Annotated in this window: 17 protein-coding genes; 8 read left to right on the top strand and 9 right to left on the bottom strand. The window is 67.3% G+C overall.

What is annotated here, in order from left to right:
* The first annotated feature begins 40 nt into the window (after nt 1–40).
* From VFL28_04500 to VFL28_04520, 5 genes are read left to right on the top strand one after another with little or no spacing between them, the layout of a single operon-like run.
* Nucleotides 41–781, top strand: coding sequence for a GntR family transcriptional regulator (locus VFL28_04500; GenBank protein ID HET7263906.1), 741 nt, complete (start codon nt 41–43; stop codon nt 779–781).
* A complete protein-coding gene (locus VFL28_04505; GenBank protein ID HET7263907.1) occupies nt 778–1,761 on the top strand; it encodes a D-2-hydroxyacid dehydrogenase in 984 nt (327 codons plus the stop codon). The genes VFL28_04500 and VFL28_04505 overlap by 4 nt, the downstream gene beginning before the upstream one ends.
* A 33-nt stretch (nt 1,762–1,794) precedes the next feature.
* Nucleotides 1,795–2,952 (top strand): Xaa-Pro peptidase family protein, encoded by a 1,158-nt coding sequence (locus VFL28_04510; protein ID HET7263908.1) that lies wholly within the window; start codon nt 1,795–1,797, stop codon nt 2,950–2,952.
* 12 nt (nt 2,953–2,964) lie between these two features.
* Nucleotides 2,965–4,131, top strand: a complete 1,167-nt coding sequence (locus tag VFL28_04515; GenBank protein ID HET7263909.1) for a M20 family metallopeptidase — start codon at nt 2,965–2,967, stop codon at nt 4,129–4,131.
* On the top strand, nt 4,128–5,246 hold the full coding sequence (locus VFL28_04520) for an enolase C-terminal domain-like protein (protein HET7263910.1): 1,119 nt from the start codon (nt 4,128–4,130) through the stop codon (nt 5,244–5,246). Before VFL28_04515 ends, VFL28_04520 begins: the two co-directional genes overlap by 4 nt.
* 105 nt (nt 5,247–5,351) lie before the next feature.
* Here VFL28_04520 and VFL28_04525 read toward each other — a convergent pair whose 3' ends face one another.
* The 6 genes from VFL28_04525 to VFL28_04550 all read right to left on the bottom strand — a co-directional run bounded on the left by VFL28_04525 (nt 5,352) and on the right by VFL28_04550 (nt 13,770).
* Complete coding sequence (locus VFL28_04525) at nt 5,352–6,197, bottom strand: ABC transporter permease (GenBank protein HET7263911.1); 846 nt, start codon at nt 6,195–6,197, stop codon at nt 5,352–5,354.
* The gene (locus VFL28_04530) at nt 6,194–7,222 is read right to left on the bottom strand and encodes an ABC transporter permease (GenBank protein HET7263912.1); all 1,029 of its coding nucleotides are present in this window, start codon (nt 7,220–7,222) and stop codon (nt 6,194–6,196) included. Before VFL28_04530 ends, VFL28_04525 begins: the two co-directional genes overlap by 4 nt.
* Before the next feature lie 41 nt (nt 7,223–7,263).
* Nucleotides 7,264–8,949 (bottom strand): ABC transporter substrate-binding protein, encoded by a 1,686-nt coding sequence (locus VFL28_04535; GenBank protein ID HET7263913.1) that lies wholly within the window; start codon nt 8,947–8,949, stop codon nt 7,264–7,266.
* A 119-nt stretch (nt 8,950–9,068) separates the two neighbouring features.
* Complete coding sequence (locus VFL28_04540; GenBank protein HET7263914.1) at nt 9,069–10,478, bottom strand: M20/M25/M40 family metallo-hydrolase; 1,410 nt, start codon at nt 10,476–10,478, stop codon at nt 9,069–9,071.
* Between the two features lie 14 nt (nt 10,479–10,492).
* Nucleotides 10,493–12,127 carry an ABC transporter substrate-binding protein gene (locus tag VFL28_04545; protein ID HET7263915.1) on the bottom strand — a complete coding sequence of 545 codons (1,635 nt, stop codon included), beginning with the start codon at nt 12,125–12,127 and terminating at the stop codon, nt 10,493–10,495.
* A 2-nt stretch (nt 12,128–12,129) separates the two neighbouring features.
* Nucleotides 12,130–13,770, bottom strand: coding sequence for an ABC transporter substrate-binding protein (locus tag VFL28_04550; GenBank protein ID HET7263916.1), 1,641 nt, complete (start codon nt 13,768–13,770; stop codon nt 12,130–12,132).
* Nucleotides 13,771–13,971: 201 nt separating this feature from the next.
* On the opposite strand from VFL28_04550, the gene VFL28_04555 reads away from it, so the two are divergent.
* Nucleotides 13,972–15,321 (top strand): MmgE/PrpD family protein, encoded by a 1,350-nt coding sequence (locus VFL28_04555; protein HET7263917.1) that lies wholly within the window; start codon nt 13,972–13,974, stop codon nt 15,319–15,321.
* 108 nt (nt 15,322–15,429) lie between these two features.
* On the opposite strand, the gene VFL28_04560 is transcribed toward VFL28_04555, so the two are convergent.
* The 3 genes from VFL28_04560 to VFL28_04570 all read right to left on the bottom strand — a co-directional run bounded on the left by VFL28_04560 (nt 15,430) and on the right by VFL28_04570 (nt 19,310).
* Nucleotides 15,430–17,556 (bottom strand): cation-translocating P-type ATPase, encoded by a 2,127-nt coding sequence (locus tag VFL28_04560; GenBank protein HET7263918.1) that lies wholly within the window; start codon nt 17,554–17,556, stop codon nt 15,430–15,432.
* Nucleotides 17,553–17,903 (bottom strand): metalloregulator ArsR/SmtB family transcription factor, encoded by a 351-nt coding sequence (locus VFL28_04565; protein HET7263919.1) that lies wholly within the window; start codon nt 17,901–17,903, stop codon nt 17,553–17,555. Before VFL28_04565 ends, VFL28_04560 begins: the two co-directional genes overlap by 4 nt.
* A gap of 240 nt (nt 17,904–18,143) precedes the next feature.
* Complete coding sequence (locus VFL28_04570) at nt 18,144–19,310, bottom strand: Xaa-Pro peptidase family protein (GenBank protein HET7263920.1); 1,167 nt, start codon at nt 19,308–19,310, stop codon at nt 18,144–18,146.
* 495 nt (nt 19,311–19,805) lie between these two features.
* Between VFL28_04570 and VFL28_04575 the strand changes: the two genes are divergently transcribed.
* Both VFL28_04575 and VFL28_04580 read left to right on the top strand, forming a co-directional pair.
* Nucleotides 19,806–20,114 carry a hypothetical protein gene (locus VFL28_04575; protein HET7263921.1) on the top strand — a complete coding sequence of 103 codons (309 nt, stop codon included), beginning with the start codon at nt 19,806–19,808 and terminating at the stop codon, nt 20,112–20,114.
* A 313-nt stretch (nt 20,115–20,427) separates the two neighbouring features.
* A partial coding sequence (locus VFL28_04580) for a Crp/Fnr family transcriptional regulator (protein ID HET7263922.1) occupies nt 20,428–20,978 on the top strand: 551 nt, incomplete at its 3' end.

Here is a 20,978-nt window from a genome sequence, read left to right on the forward strand (position 1 = left end):
TCAAGGGCTCCACGGGACATCACATTTCCATGAATGAGATGTGGTCACCTTTCCGGCAGTGCACGGTGCTTCCTTCGACCGCGGCGACCAGCATATCAGCCACTCGGGAGGACGTATGACCAGTGCGCCGGCGAGCGAGATCAAGTACCGGACGGCAAGCGAGCACGCGTTCCGTGTGCTCAAGCGGTGGATCCTGGAAGGAGAGTTGGCGCCCGGCAGCCTGATTGACCTGACCGCCGCCGCACGGCGACTCGGGATTAGCCGCATCCCGATCCGCACCGCGCTCGAACGTCTCGACAGCGAAGGCCTCATCGCGCTGACGCCGCACCGCGGTGCCGTGGTGGCGCCGATCTCGGCGCGGCAAATGCAGGATCTGTATTTCGTCCGGCATCAGCTCGAGGGCGTCGCGGTCGAGCTCGCCGCCCGAAAAATGACCCCGGACGTCCTGGCGGAACTGGAGCGGATCTTGGACGCGACCGAAAGGCAAGTCGCCGCCCGAGACATCGACGGGTTTCTGGCGAGCAATCGGATGTTCCACTCCACGATCTATCACGCCTCGGGCAATCCGGTGCTGCAACGCGTGATCGACGGCCTGTGGGACCTCAGCGAACGCTACCGGCGCGCGTATCTGGCGCAGCCGGCGCGCGCCGTCGAGTCCACAGCGGAGCACCGCCAATTATATCAGCTGCTGCGGGAGGGGCGAGCCGACGAAGCGCGCGCGTTCATCCAGCAGCATAACGAGAAGACGATACGCGTCCTGATGGACGCCTACCGCGAGTGACCGTCCGGCCCTACCGCCTGGTGCGGCTGCTTCCGCCGTCCCGGACGGCGCTGCGCGTCCTGATCAGCCACCCGCTGTGCGACGAGTACGCGCGGGCGCTTGCGGCACACATGCCGCTCGACGACCTCACGGGCTCGGACCTGAACCGCGAACCACTGGAGACCGTGGATGTACTCCTCACCTGGAAGCCGCCGGGCGGGCTGATGGCGCGCCTGTCGTGCCTCCGCTGGATCCAAACGACAAGCGCAGGAATCGACCAGTTGCTCGACTTTCTCCGCGAGCGGCCGGGCGTGCTCGTTACCACCACCAAGGGCCTCCAGGCGGAGAACGCGGCCGGCCTCGCCGCCACCCTGATGCTGTCCCTCTTTTGGGGCATGCCTCGGCTGTACGAGTCCCAACGCGCGGCGGCGTGGCGGAAGCACCCCGTCGGGCTGTTGTCGACGCAGACCTGCGCCGTCCTCGGGTTGGGGCACGTGGGGATGTGCGTGGTATCGCATGCCCGGCACTTCGGGATGCGTGTGATCGGCGTGCGGCGGCAGCCCGCCGCGCCGGCAGAGGTGGACCGCGTGGCCGGCCCCGAGGAACTACCCGAGGTCCTCCGCGAGGCCGACTACGTCGTCGTCACGCTGCCGCTCACCGACCGTACCCGGGGGCTCATCGGCGGCCCCGCGTTCCGTGCGATGAAGCGCTCCGCGTATCTCATCAACGTCGCGCGGGGCGGCATTGTGGACGAAGCAGAGCTCGCGACGGCGCTGCGGGCCGGCGACATCGCCGGAGCCGCGATGGACGTGTTTGCCGAGGAGCCGCTGCCGTCCAGCCATCCTCTGTGGCGTGCGCCGAATCTTATCATCACGCCCCACATCGGGGGCGATCGCACCGACTACGTCGAGCAGGCCAGCAGCATCTTCGCCCACAACCTCACGGCGTTCCCCGACCGGACGCGCATGCGGGGTATCGCGAGCAACGTGCACGGCTATTGAGGGGCCGGCCTGTCCGGCCATCGGGAGGTGTCCATGTCCGCCGACAATGCGGGGGCCGTGTTCCCGGCCGAGGAGTACGACGCGCGCCTACGAGCGGTGCGCGAGGGGATCGCGGCCCGCGGGCTCGACGCGATCCTGCTGTTTGCGCCGGCCAACGTTTTCTATCTCACGGGGTATGCCACCGCGGCGTTCAGCAACTATCAATGCCTCGTCGTGCCCGTCGGTGGCGCGCCGTGGTTGGTCGTGCGCCTCTTGGAGCGGCCGGTCGCCGAGGCCACGACCGGGCTCAGCACCATCGAGACGTTCGAGGATCACGAGGAGCCGGCGGAGGCGGTCCGCCGCGCCCTGACCCGAGCGGGACTCCTCGGCCGCCGCCTCGGCGCCGAGCGCACCAGTCCCCTCTTCACCGTACGCAGTTACGAGCGCGTGGAAGCGCTGCTCGAGACGTCGTTCGCAGATGCCTCGGGATTGGTCGAGCCGGGACGGGCTGTCAAGTCGCCGCGCGAACTCGCGTGTGTCCGGTCGGCGGCGCGGTGCACGGAGGCGGGGATGCGCGCCGCCGTGGACGCCGTCGCGGCACGACGGACCGAGAACGACGTGGCGGCGGCCTGTTACGCCGCGATGATCGCCGCGGGCGGCGAGTTCTTCAGCAGCCAGCCGATCATCACCTCGGGGCCGAAATCGGGGATCGCTCATACGACGTTTCAGCGGCGCGTCCTCCGTCCGGGCGACCCGGTCCTCATCGAGATCGGCGCGGTCTGGAACCGGTACACCGCGCCATTGATGCGGACCGCCGTCGTGGGCGAACCCGCGCCGGAGATCCGCCGGATGTTCGACGCGTGTCGCGCGGCCCTGGACGCCAGCATCGAGGCCGTCCGGCCCGGCGCGCGGTCGCAGGACGTGCAGGCCGCGTGTCAGTCCGTGATCGACCGTTTCGGGTACGAGCCGAACTTCCGCAAGCGCGTCGGCTACAGTGTCGGCGTCGGATTTGGACCCGGCTGGGGCGAGGGACATATCTTCGACCTGAAGCGCCACGACGAACGGCCGCTGCGCCCGGGAATGGTCCTTCATCTTGTCCCCGCGATGCGGCAGAGCGGGGCCTTCGGCGTTGGAGTCAGCGAAACGGTCGCCGTCACCGACACCGGCGTCGAAATCTTGACGTCGTTCCCGCGAACGCTGGCGGTCCGGTAGCCGGGGCGCTGGGTGGACCGCAACCTGGAAGCTCTTCGCGCGGAAGCCGAGGCCAGGGGCGGCGAGATGCTCGACCTCGTGCGCCGCCTCGCCATGATGGAAAGCCCCACGCGGGACAAGGCACGGGTCGACGCGGTGATCGACGTTTTGGAAGAGGCCTACCGAGGGCTCGGCCTCGTATGCCGGCGGATTGCCGAGCCACTCTACGGCAACCACCTTATCGCGGATAGCCGGGGGGCCGAGCATCCCCGTGTTCTGCTGGTCGGCCACGCCGACACGGTATACGCCGCCGGAACGACAGACGCCATGCCGGTGGTGCTCGACGGCGGCCGGCTGCGCGGCCCCGGCGTGGTGGACATGAAAGGCGGACTCGTCGTCATGCTGTATGCCGTGCGCTCCCTCCTCGCACACCGGCCGCGGCTCGCAGGGTCGATTCGGGTTGTGATCAATTCTGATGAAGAGCCGGGATCCCCGTCGTCGCGCGGCCGGTGGCCCGAACTGGCGCGTGGAGCGGTAGCCGCACTGGTCTTTGAACCGGGACGCCTTGGCGGCACCCTCGTGCTCCGGCGCAAGGGTGTCGGGATCTTCCACCTGCGGGTCACGGGACGGGCCGCACATGCCGGGGCTGAACCGGAGAAAGGCGCGAGTGCCATTCGAGCGCTTGTGCGCAAGTGCCTGGACCTCGAAGGATTGGCCCGGCCGGACGCCGGGACGACTGTGAACGTGGGCGTGATCTCGGGCGGCACCCACGCGTACGTTGTCCCGGCGGAGGCGGAGGCGGCGATCGACGCGCGGGTCGCGACGGCCGCGGAAGCGGAGCGAGTTCTGTCCGGCATGAGGGCAATCGCGTCGCGTCCCGACGTCGCGGGTACCGTCGCGGCACTCGAGGGAGAGTTTCATCGCCCGCCCCTCGAACCCGGCCCCGAGACGGCACGGGTGATCGGCATCGTCGAGGCGGTGGGGCGCGAACTAAACACTCCGGTATGCTGGACCTCGACCGGCGGGGCATCGGACGGCAACAACATCGCGGCGGCCGGCGTGCCGACCGTCGACGCGATGGGACCGGAAGGCGGAGGCGCGCACAGCGTCGCGGAATACCTCGACGTCCCTTCGCTCGTCACCAAGACGGCATTGGCAGCCGGCGTCCTCGACCGGCTCATCGGCCCAGCCGCCTCGTGATACGCATCGCGGAGGTCGCGATCTACCGGGTCGACCTCCCGCTCATCGTCCCGTTCAGCCACGCGTCCGCCGGCCGAATCGGGGCGCTCGAGGAAATCGCCGTTCGAGTCCGATGCACGAACGGTGTGACGGGCTGGGGAGAGGCCCGCGGCAACGCCGCGTATGCGACCGGAAGCACCCTGGTCGAGGTGCTTGACGCGGCGATCCGGCTCTCCCGTTCGCTGCTCGGGTATCCGGTCGATCGCTTCGCCGGGGCCGCGGATCGGATGGACGCCGACGTGGCGGGGCATCCCCCGGCGAAAACGGCGCTCGATATCGCGATCCACGACGCGGCGGCCCGCACCCGCGGCGTGCCGGTCGTCGATTTGTTAGGCGGAGCACGTCGCCGCCAACTCCCGACCGACATCAGCCTGCCCTTTGCGGTACCGGAACAGATCGCCGCACAGGCGCGCGACGCCGTCCACGACGGCTTTCGCACCGTGAAAGTACGGGTCGGCGACCGTGCGGACGCCGACGACGCGCGTCTCGCGGCGGCGCGGCGGGCGATCGACGGCGAGCCAGACGGCGCAGCAGTGACCTTTGCGGCCGACGCAAACGGCGCTTGGGATCGCGATGAGGCGATCCGGCGCCTGCGCCGGTGGGCGCCGTACCGGCTGGCGTGGATCGAGCAGCCGGTGCCGGCGTCCGACTTGGAGGGCCTCGCCGCCGTCACACGGGAGAGCCCGGTTCCCGTGATGGCCGATGAGGCAGTCTTGGGGCCCGCGGAGCTACGGCGGCTGCTGGATGCCGATGCCGCGGACCTCCTTCACTTCAAACTCGCGAAGGCGGGCGGCATTACCCGCTTATTCGAGATGACCGCCATGGCGGATGCCGCGGGCAAGCCGTACATGATCGGTCAGATGGACGAGGGCATGCTCGCGACTGCCGCCGCGGTGCACTGCGGCGCAGCGTGCGCGGCCCGGCATTTCGAAGTGCACGGGTACGTCCGCGTCCGGCGTCAGCCGTTTCGGGGCCTTACGTACGATCGCGGCACGATGATGGTCCCCTCGGGCCCTGGTTTGGGCGTCGATGTGGACGACGACGCGTTGACACTGGTCCATTTAGCCCGTAACTGAGTCGGAATGCTGAACCAACGAATTCCCGGCGGTGGCGGGGCCGCGATGTCCGCGTGAACGTCCTCCCTTGCGACCGGTGCACTGAGGTTGAACCCGTCGGCGACTTCATTCGCCCCGCAGTCGCGGATCGAAGGCGTCTCGGGCCCCGTCGCCCGCGAGATTGAACGCGGCGACCGCAAAGAAAATCGCGAGTCCCGGGAACAAAACCACCCACCAGTGATCACGCATGTACTGCCGTCCGTCGGCGACCATGCGGCCCCAATCCGGCGTCCCCGGCTCCGACCCGAAGCCGATAAAGCTCAGCGCCGCCGTCGTGAGAATGATGGCGCCGAGATCGAGCGTGGCCTGGACGACAACGGGACTCAGCGCGTTGGGCAGCACGTGCCTCAACAGCACCCGCCGGTGGCGCGCGCCCATCGCGCGCGCGGCCTCCACGTAGTCGCGCTCGCGGATCGACAACGTCTGCGCGGCGACGATTCGTGCGTAGGGCGCCCACCAGCGCAGCGAGATCGCGACCACGATCGCCCACAGCGTCCGCTGCTGGATGGCGGCGACGACCGCCATCGCGAGCAGCAACCCAGGAAACGCCAGGAAGACGTCGGTAATCCGAAGCAGCACCTCGCCCCACAGGCCCCGGCCGTAGCCGGCAAGGAGTCCGACGGCGGTCCCCGCCGAGGTGGAGACCGCGAGCACGATGAGACCGCTGCCAACCGCCGGACGGGCCCCGTAGAGCACGCGGGTGAAAACGTCGAACCCCGAACTGTCGGTGCCGAACCAGTGCCGCGGTCCCGGCGGCTCAAATCGATCGAGCAATGTTCCCGTCTGCGGCCCGTACGGGGCGAGCGCCGGCGCGAGCGCGGCGACGACGAACAACACCGCGATCACGCCCACGCCAAAGAGCACGAGCGGGTTGCGTACCGCCTTCGGGACGAGCAACGTCCCGTAGATCACGTGAACCGGATGCGCGGATCCATGTACGCGTAGGCGATGTCGGTCGCCAAGTTGGCCAGCGAAAAAACGAACGCCGCCAGCGCAGTGTATGCCGTTACCGCGGGGAAATCGAACGAAGTGACGGCCCCCACGGCATACCGGCCGACACCCGGCCAGTAGAAAATCAGCTCGGTCACGACGGACCCGGTGAGCAGCCAGCCGGTAGAAAGGCCGAGGACCGTCACCGTCGGCATGAGCGCGTTGCGGAGGGCGTGCCGCAACGTCACCTGCCACTCGGGCATGCCTTTGGCGCGCGCCGTCCGCACGTAGTCCTGGTGAAGAACCTCGAGCAACGACGAACGCGTCATTCTGCTCACGAGCGCAATGAGCGGCAGCGCGAGGCTGAATGCCGGCAGCGCGAGATGGTTGAGGGCGTCGAGCAGGGCGGGCGCGTTGCCGGTGAGCGCGGCGTCCACGACGACGAGCCCGGTGACGTGTCGGACAGGAGAGAGTGCCACGACGGTCTCGCTGAGCATGCCGCCGGGATCGCGAACCCATCCCAGTCGATAGTAGAAGACGAACTGGAAGAGCAGGCCGACCCAAAACGTCGGCGCAGCCACGCCTACGATCGCCAGCCCCCGGCTCGCCTGATCGAGCCACGAGTTTCTGGTACGCGCCGCGACAACGCCGATCGGCACGCTGATCACGACCGCGAGGAGGAGGCCGGCGCCGGCGAGCTCGATCGTGTTCGGCAGATACGTGAGGATGTCGGCGGCGACCGGCCGGCCGGTGACCGGTGATGTACCCCACCGGCCGCTCGCGAGATCGCGCAGGTAGTAGCCGTACTGCACAATCAGGGGCTCGTCCAGGCGGTACTGCCGGGTGACGAGCGCGATCACGTCCGGCGTGACCTTGAACCCTTGCACGCCGGCCCAGATCTGGGCCACGTTCCGCGGGATGACGCGCGCGATGACAAACGTGACCGTCATCGCGCCGAACACGACGGCGATCAGCGTCGCCAACCGCTGCGCGATATACCGAATCATCTCAGCGCGGCCCGACCGCCGGCGCTCTCTACTGGAACTCGCTATCCCTGTTTGAACGTCTCGTAGAACATCGGATGAAACATCGGGTTGAACTGGAACCCGCCGACCCAGCTCGCCCGGGCATTCCACTTGTTGAGCACGCCCGCGGGCTCCGCCACCATCAGGATCGAGTACTGATCCCGGAAGTACATCTCCAACTCCCGGTAGATTGCGCGGCGGCGTGATGCGTCCTGCTCCATGCGGCCCCGCTCGATCAGCCCATCGGACTTCGCGTCGCCGGCAAACGCCGCGCCGAAGCCCTTGGGCGGCCAGTAGTCGGTCCGCGCGGAGAAGATGAAGTTGTCCGGGTCCGGGAAGTCTCCAACCCAGCGGCCCTCGATCAGCGGCACGCCGGGCACGGAGGTCTGCAGGCTGCTGAGCGTCGCCTGATCGATCTCCTGAAGGACGAGGCGAACGCCGATCTTCGCGAGGTCCTGCTGCCACATCACGGCGCCTTCCTGCCCGAGCACATAGCCCGGGACATACCGCAGCACGAGCCCCTTCGCCAACTCGGCCTTGGCCTGCGGAGACGCCTGGTCAAAGGCCGCCTTCGCCTTGGCGAGATCGAAATCGACGAGCGGGTAGTTGTTCACGTGCCCCAAGATGCCGCGCGGGATCATGCCGGCCATGCGCACGGCATAGCCGTTCAGCACTTTGCCGATGAACAGGTTGTAGTTGAAGGCGTGGCTGAGCCCTTTGCGCACGTTGAGATCGCTCGTCGGCAGGAGCTTGTGGTTCATGTTGACCTGCATCGTCGAGAGGCTCAACAGCGGTTGGCCGTTTTTGGTTTTCTCGATGACAATCGGCAGCCGGCTGCGCGCGATCCGCGCCTCGAGCCCCGGCAGGCTCTGCGCGCTGACGGTGGCGATGTCGATGTCGCCCTTCTCGAGGCGCAAGAGGCGCGTCTCTTCCTCCGGCACAGTCTCGAGCACTACGCGGTTCAGGTGGGCGTCGTTCCATCCTCGCCAGTAGTTGGGGTTGCGCACCAGCACGATGCGCTGCCCCTGATCCCAGCGGTCGATGATCCACGCGCCGATACCGGCCGTGTTGGCGGAGAGATAGTCGTTGCGCTTGCCCGGCTGGATCCCGCCGTGGGCCTCCACTACCTTGGGGTCGACGATGCTGCACACCGCCGGGTGCGACAGGATTACCGGCCACGCAGCGTAGGGATACTTCAGCACGAAACGGACCGTGTACCGATCCACGATGTCGGCGTGGTCGAACGGCACGGTGAGAAACAGCGGCCCCAACTTGGTGGCCTGCATGCGGTCGATGCTATACTTCACCGTGTCCGCGCTGAGCTCGCTGCCGGTGGTGAACTTCACCCCGCGGCGCAACTTGAACGTGTAGATCGTGCCGTTTCCCGAAACGGTCCACGACTCAGCGAGATACGGCTTCGCTTCCAGGCTGTAGCCGGGAAGGTACGTGAGGGTGTCATACAGTTCCGTGAGCACCCACCAGTTGCGGTTGCCGCGCGCGGTCTGTGGGTCAAGGTTGTCCTGCAGCTGATCCCAGGCAAACTGCAGCGTGCCGGAAATCGCGCGCTGCGCGCTCGCCGTACCCGCCGTCCGCGACAGCCAACCGGCGCTGAAGCCGATGCCGAGTACGCCCCCGGCGCCGGCCACCAGCGCACGACGCAGCCCTTCACGCCGCGGGAACCGGCGTCCCCCGTCGTGCGATCGGTCCATCACCGTCTCTCCTCTCGTCGAGCGTTTCTGTCGGGCGGCGGAGTGGCCGTCACGCGCGCCGCCGTCTCTCGGATCACGTCCGCGGGCCGCAGAAGTGTCGTTCGCACCCCTCCTCGTTCCTACGCCTCGGCCAGTCGGAACAGCACGGCGGCGGCGTATTCGATGCCCTTCAGGTAGTATTCGATGTCCACGTTTTCGTCCGGCGAGTGAATGCGGCAGTCCGGATTCGCAAACCCGGTTAGCACCGGCGGGATGCCGAGCGATTCCGCGAAGACGCCTTCGGCCGTCGGCCCGCGCCGTTCCGCCTCCCAATCGGCGCCGAAGACGTCCAGCCCCGCGCGGCGGATGGCGCGAACGATCTTCGCGGTGTTGGGCGTATGCCACGTCTGCGAGCGGGCGGAGATGACGCGCATCTCTACGTCGGCGTAGCCGGAGCGATCCAGGTGCGCGCGCAGTTTCTCCGCGAGCCGGCCCGCGTGCAGCCGCGGCGGACAACGAAAGTCCAGTTTGGCCGTGGCCCGGCGCGGGACAGCCGTCATCAACACGCCCGGCGACGTGTCACCGGCCCAGAAGCCGCAGATGGTGCACGTCGGCTCCATGTAGAATGCGCGGACCAGGTCTTCGCCGCTGCGCCCCGCCGGAAACGCGCGGCCCCGCAGACCGTGCTGGTGCCGGACCGCCTCCGGGTCCAACTCCCGGGCCTTCTCGCGGAAATACTCGACGTCGTCGTCGGTCACCGGCACCAGATCGTCGGCCCAACCCGGCACGATGACTCGATCGCTTGTCACGTCCTTGATGGTCCGCAGGGCCTCGATGAGCCGCCATGCCGCGTTGTGCACGAGCACTGCGCGGCTGCTGTGCACGTTCTCCGCGGCCGTTTCGACGGACAACTGGACGTACAGAATGCCGCGCCCAAACAGGTCCACGCGAGGCAGGCCGGTCGACGCCTCGGTGGAGCCGTCCAGACAGAAGACGCCGTCGGTGCCCTCGAGGTCGGCGCTGTGTCCGAGCGCCCACTCCCGCAGGTGCACCGATCCCGCCTCTTCCTCGCCCTCGATCACGAGACGCAGGTCGGCCGGCAGGCCGCCGGTCGCGAGGCAGGCTTCCGCCGCGAAGACAAACGCGAGGCATCCGCTCTTGTTGTCAACGGCCCCGCGACCGTAGAGCCGGCCCTCCGCAATCTCGCCGCCCCAGGGATCATGCGTCCACGCCTCGCGGTTGCCGGCGGGCTTCACATCGTAGTGCGCGTAGCCGATGACCGCCGGCCGCTTTGCGGCGGAGAGGCCCTGCGCGAAGAGCGTCGGCCCGGCGGCCTCGATTGGGTCGCTCCGAACCCGCAGGCCCGCTGCCGCCATGACGTCGGCGAGAAAGCCGGCGGCGGCCCGGCACTGCGCCTCGTCCGCCGTCACGCTCGGAATGCGGACAAAGTCGCGCAGGACGCCGACGTATCGCTCGCGCGACGTCCGCACGTGATCCCGCACCCGCGCGAACTGCGGCGGTAGTGCTCCACCCGCGTCCGGCTGCCCCACAGCGTCTCTCCCGGCTACGCCTTGCTGATCGTCGAGTAGTCGACGTACCAGCCCGTCGTGTACGTGACACCCTTGAGGTTCGAGCGGAACGCGTAGGGCACCGCCGGCTGATACATCGGGGCAAACGGCCCAGCCTCCGTGATTCGCCGATCCAGCTCCTGGTAGAGCGCGAGGTTCTTGGCCGGGTTCGTCTCCGTCTCGACGCGCTGGCCCATCCGCGCGAGCTCGGCCGCATCCGGGCTCGACTCGGGAAACCAGTTCATGCGCTTGCCGACCGTGCGGCCCGGCAAAAACACGAGGTAGTCGCTGATGTCCATGTAGTCCGCGAGCCAGCCGCCGAGCCCGATGGGGATCTTGCCGTCGCGGGACATCTGCACCTGAACGGCGTAGGGCAGGTCGACGAGCTTGACGTTGATCCCGGCGGCGGCGAGATCGTGCTGAATCTTCTGGGCCAGGATCGCGGTGTCCACACCGTATGATGCGATCGTGCTGGAGTAAATGAACGTGCCCTCGACCGCGCCGAGGTTCGCTTCCTTCACGAGCGCGCGGGCGCGTTCGCGTTCGGTCTTGACGGCTTCGCTGCGTGGACGGGCGCCCGGCAGATTGGTGGGGAAGACGCCGGCCGCCCGGACGCTCCCCGGGCCGGTGAGTGCCATGATGCCCTGGTAGTCGATCGCGTAGCGAACCGCCTGGCGGATCTTGGGATGGCTGAAGGGCCCGCCGATCTGCGGATTGTTGTTCATCACGACGTTGACGACGTTGAGCGCGAGGCTCGACTCCACGACGACCCCGGGCGCATGCCGGAGGTGCCGCGCCTGGTCCGCGCCGATGTTGACCGCGATGTCCACGTCGCCCTTTTCTATCATGAGCGACTGCGCCCCGGCTTCGATGACGTTGCGGAGTACGACGCGGTCTAAACTCGAGGGCCCGCGCCAGCAATTCGGGTTGCGAACCAGGACGAGATCCTGATTCGGCACGTAGGACTCGAGGATGAACGCGCCGGTCCCCGCCGAGTGCGCGTTGAGGTACCCCTCCGCTTTGTCCTTGTCCCGGGCGCCCGGCCCCGCGTCTCCACCCTGCGCCGTCACCACCTTCGTGTCCACCGGACTCAGCGACGGCGTCGTCAAAATCGCCAGCAGCGCCGGCTTTGACCGGCTCAGCCTGATCACGAACGTCGTCGCATTCGGCGCCTCCAACCCCGCCACGCCGTCCAGCAGCCACGCGCCGTTCCCCTTGATGTTCATCAGCCGCTCGAACGACCACTTGAAGTCCGCCGCCGTCATCGCGTTCCCGCTCGCGAACTTCACGTTCGGCCGCAGGGTGAACGTGTACGTCAACCCGTCGGGCGACGTCGTCCACCGCGTCGCCAGCGACGGCCGGACGGTCTTCAGGTCCTCGCCCTCGAACGTCACGAGCGCGTCGTACGTCACGTGATCTACGTTGTTGGTGGCGTTCTCCAGTGTGCGGCCCGGATCCAGCGTTTTGATGTTGAGCAGCGTCGCGACCGTGAGCACTTTGCCGCCCGGGGCCGCGGGCGCCGCCTCGCCCCGCGACGCCCCCGCCGGAGACAGGACCCCGCCCGCCGCGGCAAGCGCTCCCGCGGCGATGTTGCCGGCCGCCGATCCAAGCAATCGCCGGCGTGTGATCACGGCTATCCCTTGGTGATCGTCGAGTAGTCGATGTACCAACCGGTGGTGTACGTCACGCCCTTGAGGTTGGACCGGTACGCGATGGACACCGCGGGTTGATAGAGCGGAATGTACGGGCCGTCCGTCGAGAGCCGCCGGTCGACCTCCTGATACAACGCGTTGGCCTTGGCCGGGTCCGTTTCGTTCTCGACCTGCTGGCCGAGTTTGGTGATCTCACCCGCCTCGGGGCTGGCGTTGGGTTCCCACTGCAGCCGGTGACCCACGGTCCGCCCGGGCAGGAAAACGAGATAGTCGCTGCGGTCCATGTAGTCCGCGAGCCAGCCGCCGATGCCCATCGGCAGCTTGCCCTGCCGGTACTGAGTGACTTCGGTGGCGTAGGGCTCGTCGACGATCTTGAGCTTGATGCCGACTGCGGCGAGGTCCTGTTGGATCTTCTGCGCCAGGATCGCGAGGTCGAGCCCGAAGCCCGCGTACGTGCTGGAGTAGAAGAACATGCCCTCGAGGTTCGTGAGGCCGGCCTGCTGCAGAATGGCCCGGGCGCGCCGCTTGTCGGTCTTGACCGCCTCGCTCGTCGGCCGCGCGCCGGGGAAGCTCGGCGGGATGATGCCGGCCGACCGCCGCGACCCAGGTGCCGTGAGCGCCATTACGCCCTGGTAGTCGATCGCGTAGCGGATCGCCTCGCGCACCTTGGGGTTGGCGAACGGCCCGCTGACCTGCGGGTTCGTGTTGATGATAACGTTGACGACGTTGAGCTCGGGGCTGGACTTCACGACGACGCCCTCGACGTGCCGCAGCTGCCGGGCTTGGTCGGCCTGAATGTTGACGGCGATGTCGATATCGCCCTTTTGCACCATGAGGGCCTGCGCGCTCGGCTCGATGATGTTCCGGACGACTACGCGGTCGAGCGACGACGGCCCCCGCCAGTAAGTAGGATTCTTCACCATCACGATTTCCTGGTTGGGAACATAGGACTCGAGGACAAAGGCGCCTGTGCCGGCGGAGTGCGAGTTGAGGTAGGCTTCGGCTTTGTCTTTCTCCTTGGCGTCGGACCCGGCGTCGCCGCCTTGCGCGGTCACGACTTTGGTGTCGACCGGGCTCAGCGACGGGGTGGTCAGGATCGCGAGCTGCGCCGGCTTCGGCCGGCTCAGCTTGATGACGAACGTCGTGGGGTTCAGCGCCTCGACGCCCGCCACGCCGTCCAGCAGCCACGCGCCGTTCCCCTTGATGTTCATGAGCCGCTCAAACGACCACTTGAAATCCGCCGCGGTCATCGGATTGCCGCCGGCGAATTTGACGTTGGGCCGCAGCGTGAACGTGTACGTGAGCCCGTCCGGCGACATGGTCCATTTGGTGGCGAGCGAGGGGCGGATCGTCTTGAGGTCCTCGCCTTCGAAAGTGACCAACGCGTCGTAAGTGACATGGTCGACGTTGTTCGTGGCGTTTTCGAGCGTGTGGCCGGGGTCGAGCGTGTGAATGTTGAGTAGCATCGCGACGCTGAGCGTTCTTCCCCCTGCCGGCGCCGCTGCCGCGGGCCGAACGTCCGCGGCGGACAGCGCGCCGCCGCCGAGCACGGCGAGCGACGCGGCCGCACCGGTGCGCAACGCCTGCCGGCGGGTCATCCGAAGTGCCGAGCGTTCGTTCAAGCGCATTATCCGCCCCCTATTGAGTGTGTCATCGAATTCACCACGCCGACGCCGACGGCATGGATATCGGCCGCATCAGGCGGCGGGCTCCGCTTCGAACCGCTTGGTTTCCTGGCCGTTGCGCTGCGACAGCCTTCGGTGAAGGCGCGGCGGCTCCTGTGTTCCGAGGAGTTGGCCGGGCGCTGCCGGAAAGTTCACGCCATGGCGCAGTTTGACACCGAACGCCATCTCGCGGCACTTGCGGCGTGGGCGGCGAAGCTCCGACTCGACACCATCCCGGCTGGGGTGAGACGGCGGGCCGCGCTTGTCGTCCTGGATTTGATCGGCTGCAACGTCGGAGGCAGCCGCGACGACGGCATGCCGGCCTTTGCCCACGCCCTCGGCCGACGTCGGGGGCGCGCGACCCTCGCCGGCACGCCGGTGCGGGCCGACCCTGCCGCGGCGGCGCTGTTCAACGCTGCCGCCATCGTCGCCCTGGAGCTCGACGAAACGAACCTCTTCGCGAAGGGACATCCGGGCGCACACGTGTGGCCGGCCGTGCTCGCGGCGGCCGAAGACGGCGACCGTTCGGGCCCCGATCTGCTCGTGGCGTTCGTGGCCGGGTACGAGACCGGCGCGCGCGTGGCGCGGGCGGCGCAACTCTCTCCCGCGGTGCACCCGCACGGCACGGCGGTCGCCGTCGGGGCGGCGGCCGGTCTTGCACGGCTGTGGGAGTTTCCGGCGCCGGCCTTTGCCTCGACGGTACAGCAGGCGGCGGCGCTCCTCATCCCGGCGGACTGGAACGCCGCGCGGCTGGGTGGTACCGTGCGCAATCTCTTCTCGGGGGTGGCGGCCCAGAACGCGTTCACCGCGGCCGAGAGCGTGCGGTGCGGCCTCACGCACGACCCGGCGGCGCTCGACACGGTCCTCGGAAGAATTCTGGGAACGGGGTTCGACGCCGCGGCGCTCTCGGCGGACCTCGGGGACGTCTGGGCCTTCGAGGGCGACCTCTACTTCAAGCACCACGCGTGCTGTCTCAGCGTCCACAGCGCACTCGACGCGTTGCTCGAGCTGTGGCGCCGAGAACGGTTCGAGCCCGAGCGCGTCCGGGGTGTGGCGGTCGAGACCTACCGGTCGGCCGCCGCGCTCGGCAACCGCGAGCCGGCAACGCCGCTCGCAGCCAAGTTCTCCATTCCGCACGCGCTGGCCGCGGCCATGGTGCTCGGCGAGACCGGGCCGGCCGCCTTCAACGCCGCAAGTCTTCGCGACGAGCGGATCCGCACGTTGTCGAGGCGCATCGACGTCTCGGAGGATCCCGCCCTCACCGCGCGCCTGCCCGCGTCGCGGCCCGCGCGCGTCGTCGTCACGCTTGACGACCGGCAACTCGCCGGCGAATGCGCGCGATCGGAGGGCCTGCCACTCAACGACGACGGAGCAGCGATCGAAGAGAAGTTCATGAGGCTGGCTGCGCCGGTGATCGGCATGAACGCCGCGGCGGCCGCGCGAGAGGCCGTTCGGCGCCTGGATGCCCTACCGAACCTTGCCGCGCTGACCGCGCTCCTACGGACCTGAGAGTCGGCGCGCTCCGACGGCGGGTCGGGCTCGCCGGCAGCGCCCGCGACAACGGTGCCGGGTTCTTGCCGCGGGGTAAGCACCATGGGGCTCGCGGTTGTCGCGCGATCAGGTGGCGTGTGGCCGTCGTTGGACGAGCAGCCTCGAGGAGTTGGCGAGGATCCCAAGGTCTGGCAAGGACTGCGCCGCCGCGGCGAAGATCGGCGGCAGGAAGCCCAGGGCCGCGAGCGAGAGGCCGAGCAGGTTGTACACCGCCGTAAACCCGAGATTGAGCGAGACCACGCGCATCGTGCGGCGCGCGATCCGGAACACCTCGGGCACGAGCATCCAATCGTCGCGCATCAAGGCAACATGGGCGGCCTCGATCGCGACGTCGCTCCCCGCAGCACCCATGGCGATGCCCACGTCGGCCTGCGCCAGCGCGGGCGCGTCGTTCACCCCGTCGCCGACCATCACCACGGTGTGTCCCTTAGTCTGATACGCCTTCACAGCGGCAATCTTGTCCTCCGGCAGGAGGTTGGCCCGGTAGGCGATGCCGAGGCCGCCCGCGAGGGCGGCCGCCGTCCGTTCGTTGTCCCCGGTGAGGAGCTCGATCTGTGTAAGACCCAGGGCGTGGAGTGCGTCAAGGGCCGCGGGCACCTCCGGGCGTGGCGTGTCAGCCGCCGCGATCAGGCCGACCGGGGTGCCGTCGCGAGCGACGAACAGCAGCGTTTTGCCCTGGGCCTCAAGCGCGCCCGCATCGCCGGCATCCATGCGAGAAGCGGCCGCCGGCACCATGCGCCGGCTGCCCACGGCAACGGTGGACCCGTTGACCCGCGCACGCACACCCAGGCCCGGAAGCGCCTCGAACTGCTGCGGCTCAACGAGGCGGAGCGCCTTCTGTGTAGCCGCGGCGCGCACCGCCTCGGCTAGCGGATGTTCCGAGTACCGCTCCGCCGAGGCGGCCATCGCCAATACCTCGTCCGCGGAGGCCGCGTCGAGCGGTACGACGTCCGTGACCTGCGGCCGGCCGAGCGTCAGGGTGCCCGTCTTGTCGAGCAACACCACGTCCGCGCGTGCGAGAGTTTCCAGATACTTCCCACCCTTGATCAGCAGGCCGCGCCGGGCCGCGGCGCCGATCGAGGCGAGCATCGCGATCGGAGTGGCAAGGGCAAAGGAACAGGAACAAGCCACCACGAGCACCGCCGCGGTCGCCAGCGGGTCGCGGCGGATGAGATAGGTGAGAGCTGCGATCCCGGCCACGACCGGCAGGTAGGAACCCGAAAACCGGTCCGCGAGGCGCTGGACCTGGGCGCGGTGGGTTTCCGCCTGCTCGACCAGCGTGATCACCCGCCCGAAGACAGTGTCCCGACCAACAGACACCGCACGGACGCGAAGGCTCCCGAGGCGGGCCAGCGTCGCGGCATACACCCGCGCGCCGGGGCCGGCCTCCACAGGCATGGACTCGCCCGTGACCGGGGCCTGATCCACGGTCGCGTGCCCGGTCACGACCTCTCCGTCCACGGGAATCTGTCCGCCCGGTCGTACAATGACGATCTCGCCCACCCGCACCTCGCCGATCGGGACCTCGCGCTCCTCCCCGGCTCGCTCGACCCGCGCGGTCTGCGGCGCCATCGTGGTGAGGTCCCGGACCGCGCGGCGCGCACGGTCCGTCGTGAACCGCTCCGCGTAGTCACCAACGCGCATGAAAAACACCACCACCGCCGCGGTGGCCCACTGCCCGACCACAAGCGCCGCGACCACTCCCAGCGTCATCAGGGTGTGTGACGTGACCTGCCGCCGGAGCGCGGCCCGGACGACGCCACGGAAGACGGGATAGCCGCCCGCGAGGACGATCGCCAGTCCCACCGGCCAGGACACGTGCTCGGTGATCCGCTCAAATACACCCAGTTGCTCGCCCACCACGACAATGAAGAGCACGGCGCCGAAGACGATGCCGAGCAGCGTGAGCACCTGACGGGTGAAGTCCTGGGATCGGGACGCGAGGAACCGAGTCCCGGGTGCTCGCTCCGTCTCCCGCTCCGCGACCGTGTAGCCGGCGCCTTCCACTGCCCGGCGGATCGCCGAGAGCTCGGCGCGCACCGGGTCGAGGCGGATGACCGCCTTCTCGGCGGTAAGCGAGACTTCCGCGGATTCGACCCCGGGGACTGCGGCGATCGCCCGCTGAACGTGCGTCGCGCACTCGGCGCAATCCATGCCCCGGATCGGCAGGTCAATTTCCCGGACGGGGGTCATGGCCGGCTCTCCCTCGAGACGGTGTAACGCGTGCACTCGTACACGCCCCGCGCCACATCTGCCAGGAGCTCGTCGGCCAAGCGGAGCAGCGCAGCCACACGGCGGTCGCTCAGATAATACCGTGTGTAGCGGCCGTCCGGTTCGGAGCCGACAAGACCGCAGTCGCGCAGGCAGGCGAGGTGGTTCGAGACATTAGGCTGGCTGAGGCCGGTCGCCTCCACAATGTCCGAGACGGTGAGCGGGCCACGCCGCAACGCCTCGAGGATCCCCAGCCGCGAGGGATCGGCGAACCCGCGGAACAGCTTGGCTTTCAGCCCGGTGCTTTGGGCGCGTGCCGTCGTGAGCATACGCCAACTCCTGGATCGCATCATTAGATGGTAATATGATTATATCCGGCCGGAAAGGGAATCGCAACCGAGATGGGTTCAACGCTTTGCCGGCTCGTGCTAACGAAAACGGCCCCTCCTGGACGGTGATCCGAGGCTCGAAGAGACGCAAGATCGGTCATTGATTAGGGCCGGCAGGATCAACATCTAGCGGGCGACGCTGGCCAGCGAGGCAGGGGCTTGTCGACATACAGCAACAATCTAAGCAAGCAAGTGTTCGTCATATCGGAAATCGGTGAGCAGGCGCGACCCTGTGTCGGTAATGAGCAACGTATCTTCGATCTCCACACCACCGATGGTCGGGTCGTCGAACGTGTACAGTGATGGCTCGAGATTGATGACCATGCCCGACTGCAGCGGAACATCGACGCCCGGGGCCAGTAGAGGCTCGCCGTGCAACCCGAATCCCAATTGGTGGCCGGTCGCCCATCCCTGCTCGTACTTTGCAAGACCGGCATCTTGGATCACCTTGCGTACCACGGCGTCCACTGCTGAGCAGAGCGAACCGGGCTTAGCCGCCGCGATCCCCTCGGCTAGAGCGTCGTGGGCTGCGCGGTAGAGTCGCCGCTGCTGCTGAGTCGGCTCGCCAACGACGATGGTTCGGGCGAAATCACCAGTGTAGCCTCGATGCACACAGCCGAAGTCGAGAATGATCATGTCTCCTGACTCGATCCGCCGAGTTGTCGCCACCCGTTCCCAGATCGCCGCATTTGGCCCAGAGGCGACGACCGGGATGAACGGATTCATTTCTGAACCCAGGCATCGCATAGCATATTCGGCGGCCGCCGACACCTCGATCTCGCTCTTGCCCGGCGCGGCCGCCTCGATCGCGGCAGAGACCCCACGTTGGCTGATCTTCAGCGCGTCTTCGATCAGCGCAACCTCGAGTGGATGCTTAATCGCCGTCAAATCGAGCCACACATCGTTGGCGTCGACGAGCTCCAACCGTGGCAGCCGTTCGCGCAGGCCCTGATAGATGAACTGTGGCATCAAGTCAAACCCGATGCGCCCGGCCGAGAGCCCGTAGTCGCCAAGAATCGCCGCCAATGCCGCCGGCCAGTCCGCCAGCCTCGGCAAACGCCGCGCGTCATGCACGCGGCTTCGAACCGCTACGCGGCGATCCTCGCCCGAAAGGGTAAACCCAAGCACCGGATCTTTCCCGGCTGGGACGACTGCGGCGTAGTCGATATCGAGAAACGGGCGATAGCCTTTCGCGTAAAACTCAGTCACGTAGCGGACCGCGTCATGTTTGATCAACAGCAGTGCGTCCAACCCGCGACGGCGAATCGTTCGGTGCACTTTGTCCATCTTCGCCGCATGCACATCGTCGCCGCAGTAGAACAATGGTTCAGTCTCTAAAATGTTCACCGTCTGCCCTCCGTCGCGATCACCAGTGGTGTTATCGCGATTGGCCAAGCATAGGACCGAGATCGGCCATACGGCTCCATGACCGACACCGGGGCGTCACGGGTTCCGGCACCGCAAGATCCGTCAATGCATGTCTCAAGGAGGCGCGATTCGATGACTTTAGGCGGAATAAGGGTGCATATCGTCCTTGCTTCCACACGTAAGTAAGCGCATACTTGGCGTGTTCTCCTCTCTTCCTTGTAGCCCTCGATCAATCCCGTACGCAAAGCATTGGCGCCTCGGGGGGCTCACTATTCGGGGCAAGGTGAGTCGGGAAGCCCGTCCCCGTGCCTCGGGCCTGCGGTGATCCGTGTAAAGAACTCAGGCCGGCGTGCAATTCCGGGGGTCAACAGCGGCTCTGATGCCGGGCGCGTGTCTCATCTTTTCACCTCGATGACGTGTACCACGAATTCGCTGGGCAGATCGACTCCCTATAGGGAGACGGAGGTAGGAGCTATGCATGCAAGTGTCCGCCGCTACGAAAAGGTATCCAATCCCCTCGAAATGGGACGGCGCGTCAACGAGACGTTCGTGCCGTTGATCAGTGCGGTCCCGGGGTTCGTCGGGTACTACTTCACGGACGCCGGAGACGGTACGATGTTCTCCACGAGCCTCTTCCAGAACAAGGCCGGCATTGAGGAATCCAATAGGGTGGCAGCGGAGTGGATCACGAAAAATCCCGGCACGCTTCCGCCCGCCACGTCGGTGACGATGGGCGAGGTCATCGGCCATAAGGTGGCGGGGGAATTGGCCAAAGCTAGGTAACCTGCACGAGACCGCCATCGGCAGTTGGCATACCAAGGAGGACCGGGGCTTTCCGGTCCTCCTCTCTACTCAAGATTCTGGGATCACATGGCAGCCGCAGATCTTGCGCTCGCGGGAAGTCTGGGCTCCACCCTGCCTGAGGGACTGAGGATGGACATGAGCCACGAACCGGGGCTAATGGTCGGGGCCATCTCCGGACCAGTACAACAGGTTGATTCCGTGTCCGCGTCACTCTACAATTATTTCGAGAGTTGCCCCTCGGTAATCTGGAGTGGCGGGTTTGTCTCATCCATCGGCGGGGCGGAGGGCACCGATGGCCAAGAGAAAGTCGGCGCAGTTCCCCCAGCAGCGCGTGCTCGAAGCGCTCGACAAGGGCAAGCGTACCCTCGAGTACCGCAAGAATCACATCATCTTCGCACAGGGCGATCCCGCGAACGCCGTCTTCTACATTCGGGAGGGCAAGGTCAAGCTGACGGTCACCTCCCAACAGGGCAAGGAAGCGGTGGTGGCCATTGTCGGCGCCGAGGATTTTCTCGGGGAAGGTTGTCTCGCCGGGCAGCCGCTGCGAATGGCGACGGCTGCCGCCATGACCGACGGTTCGAGCATTCGCATTGAAAAGAAGCGCATGAACGAACTGTTGCGCCAACGGGGCAAGTTCTCCGAGGACTTCATGGCCTACTTGCTCAGCCGCAATATTCGGGTCGAAGAAGATCTCGTCGACCAACTATTCAATTCCAGCGAAAAGCGGCTGGCCAGGACGCTGTTGCTGCTCGCACAGTTTGGCAAAGAGGGTAAGCGCGAGACCATCGTGCCCAAGATCAGTCAAGAGACGCTCGCCGAGATCGTGGGGACCACGCGGTCGCG

This window comes from bacterium, assembly GCA_035691305.1.
GTDB lineage: Bacteria > Sysuimicrobiota > Sysuimicrobiia > Sysuimicrobiales > Segetimicrobiaceae > DASSJF01.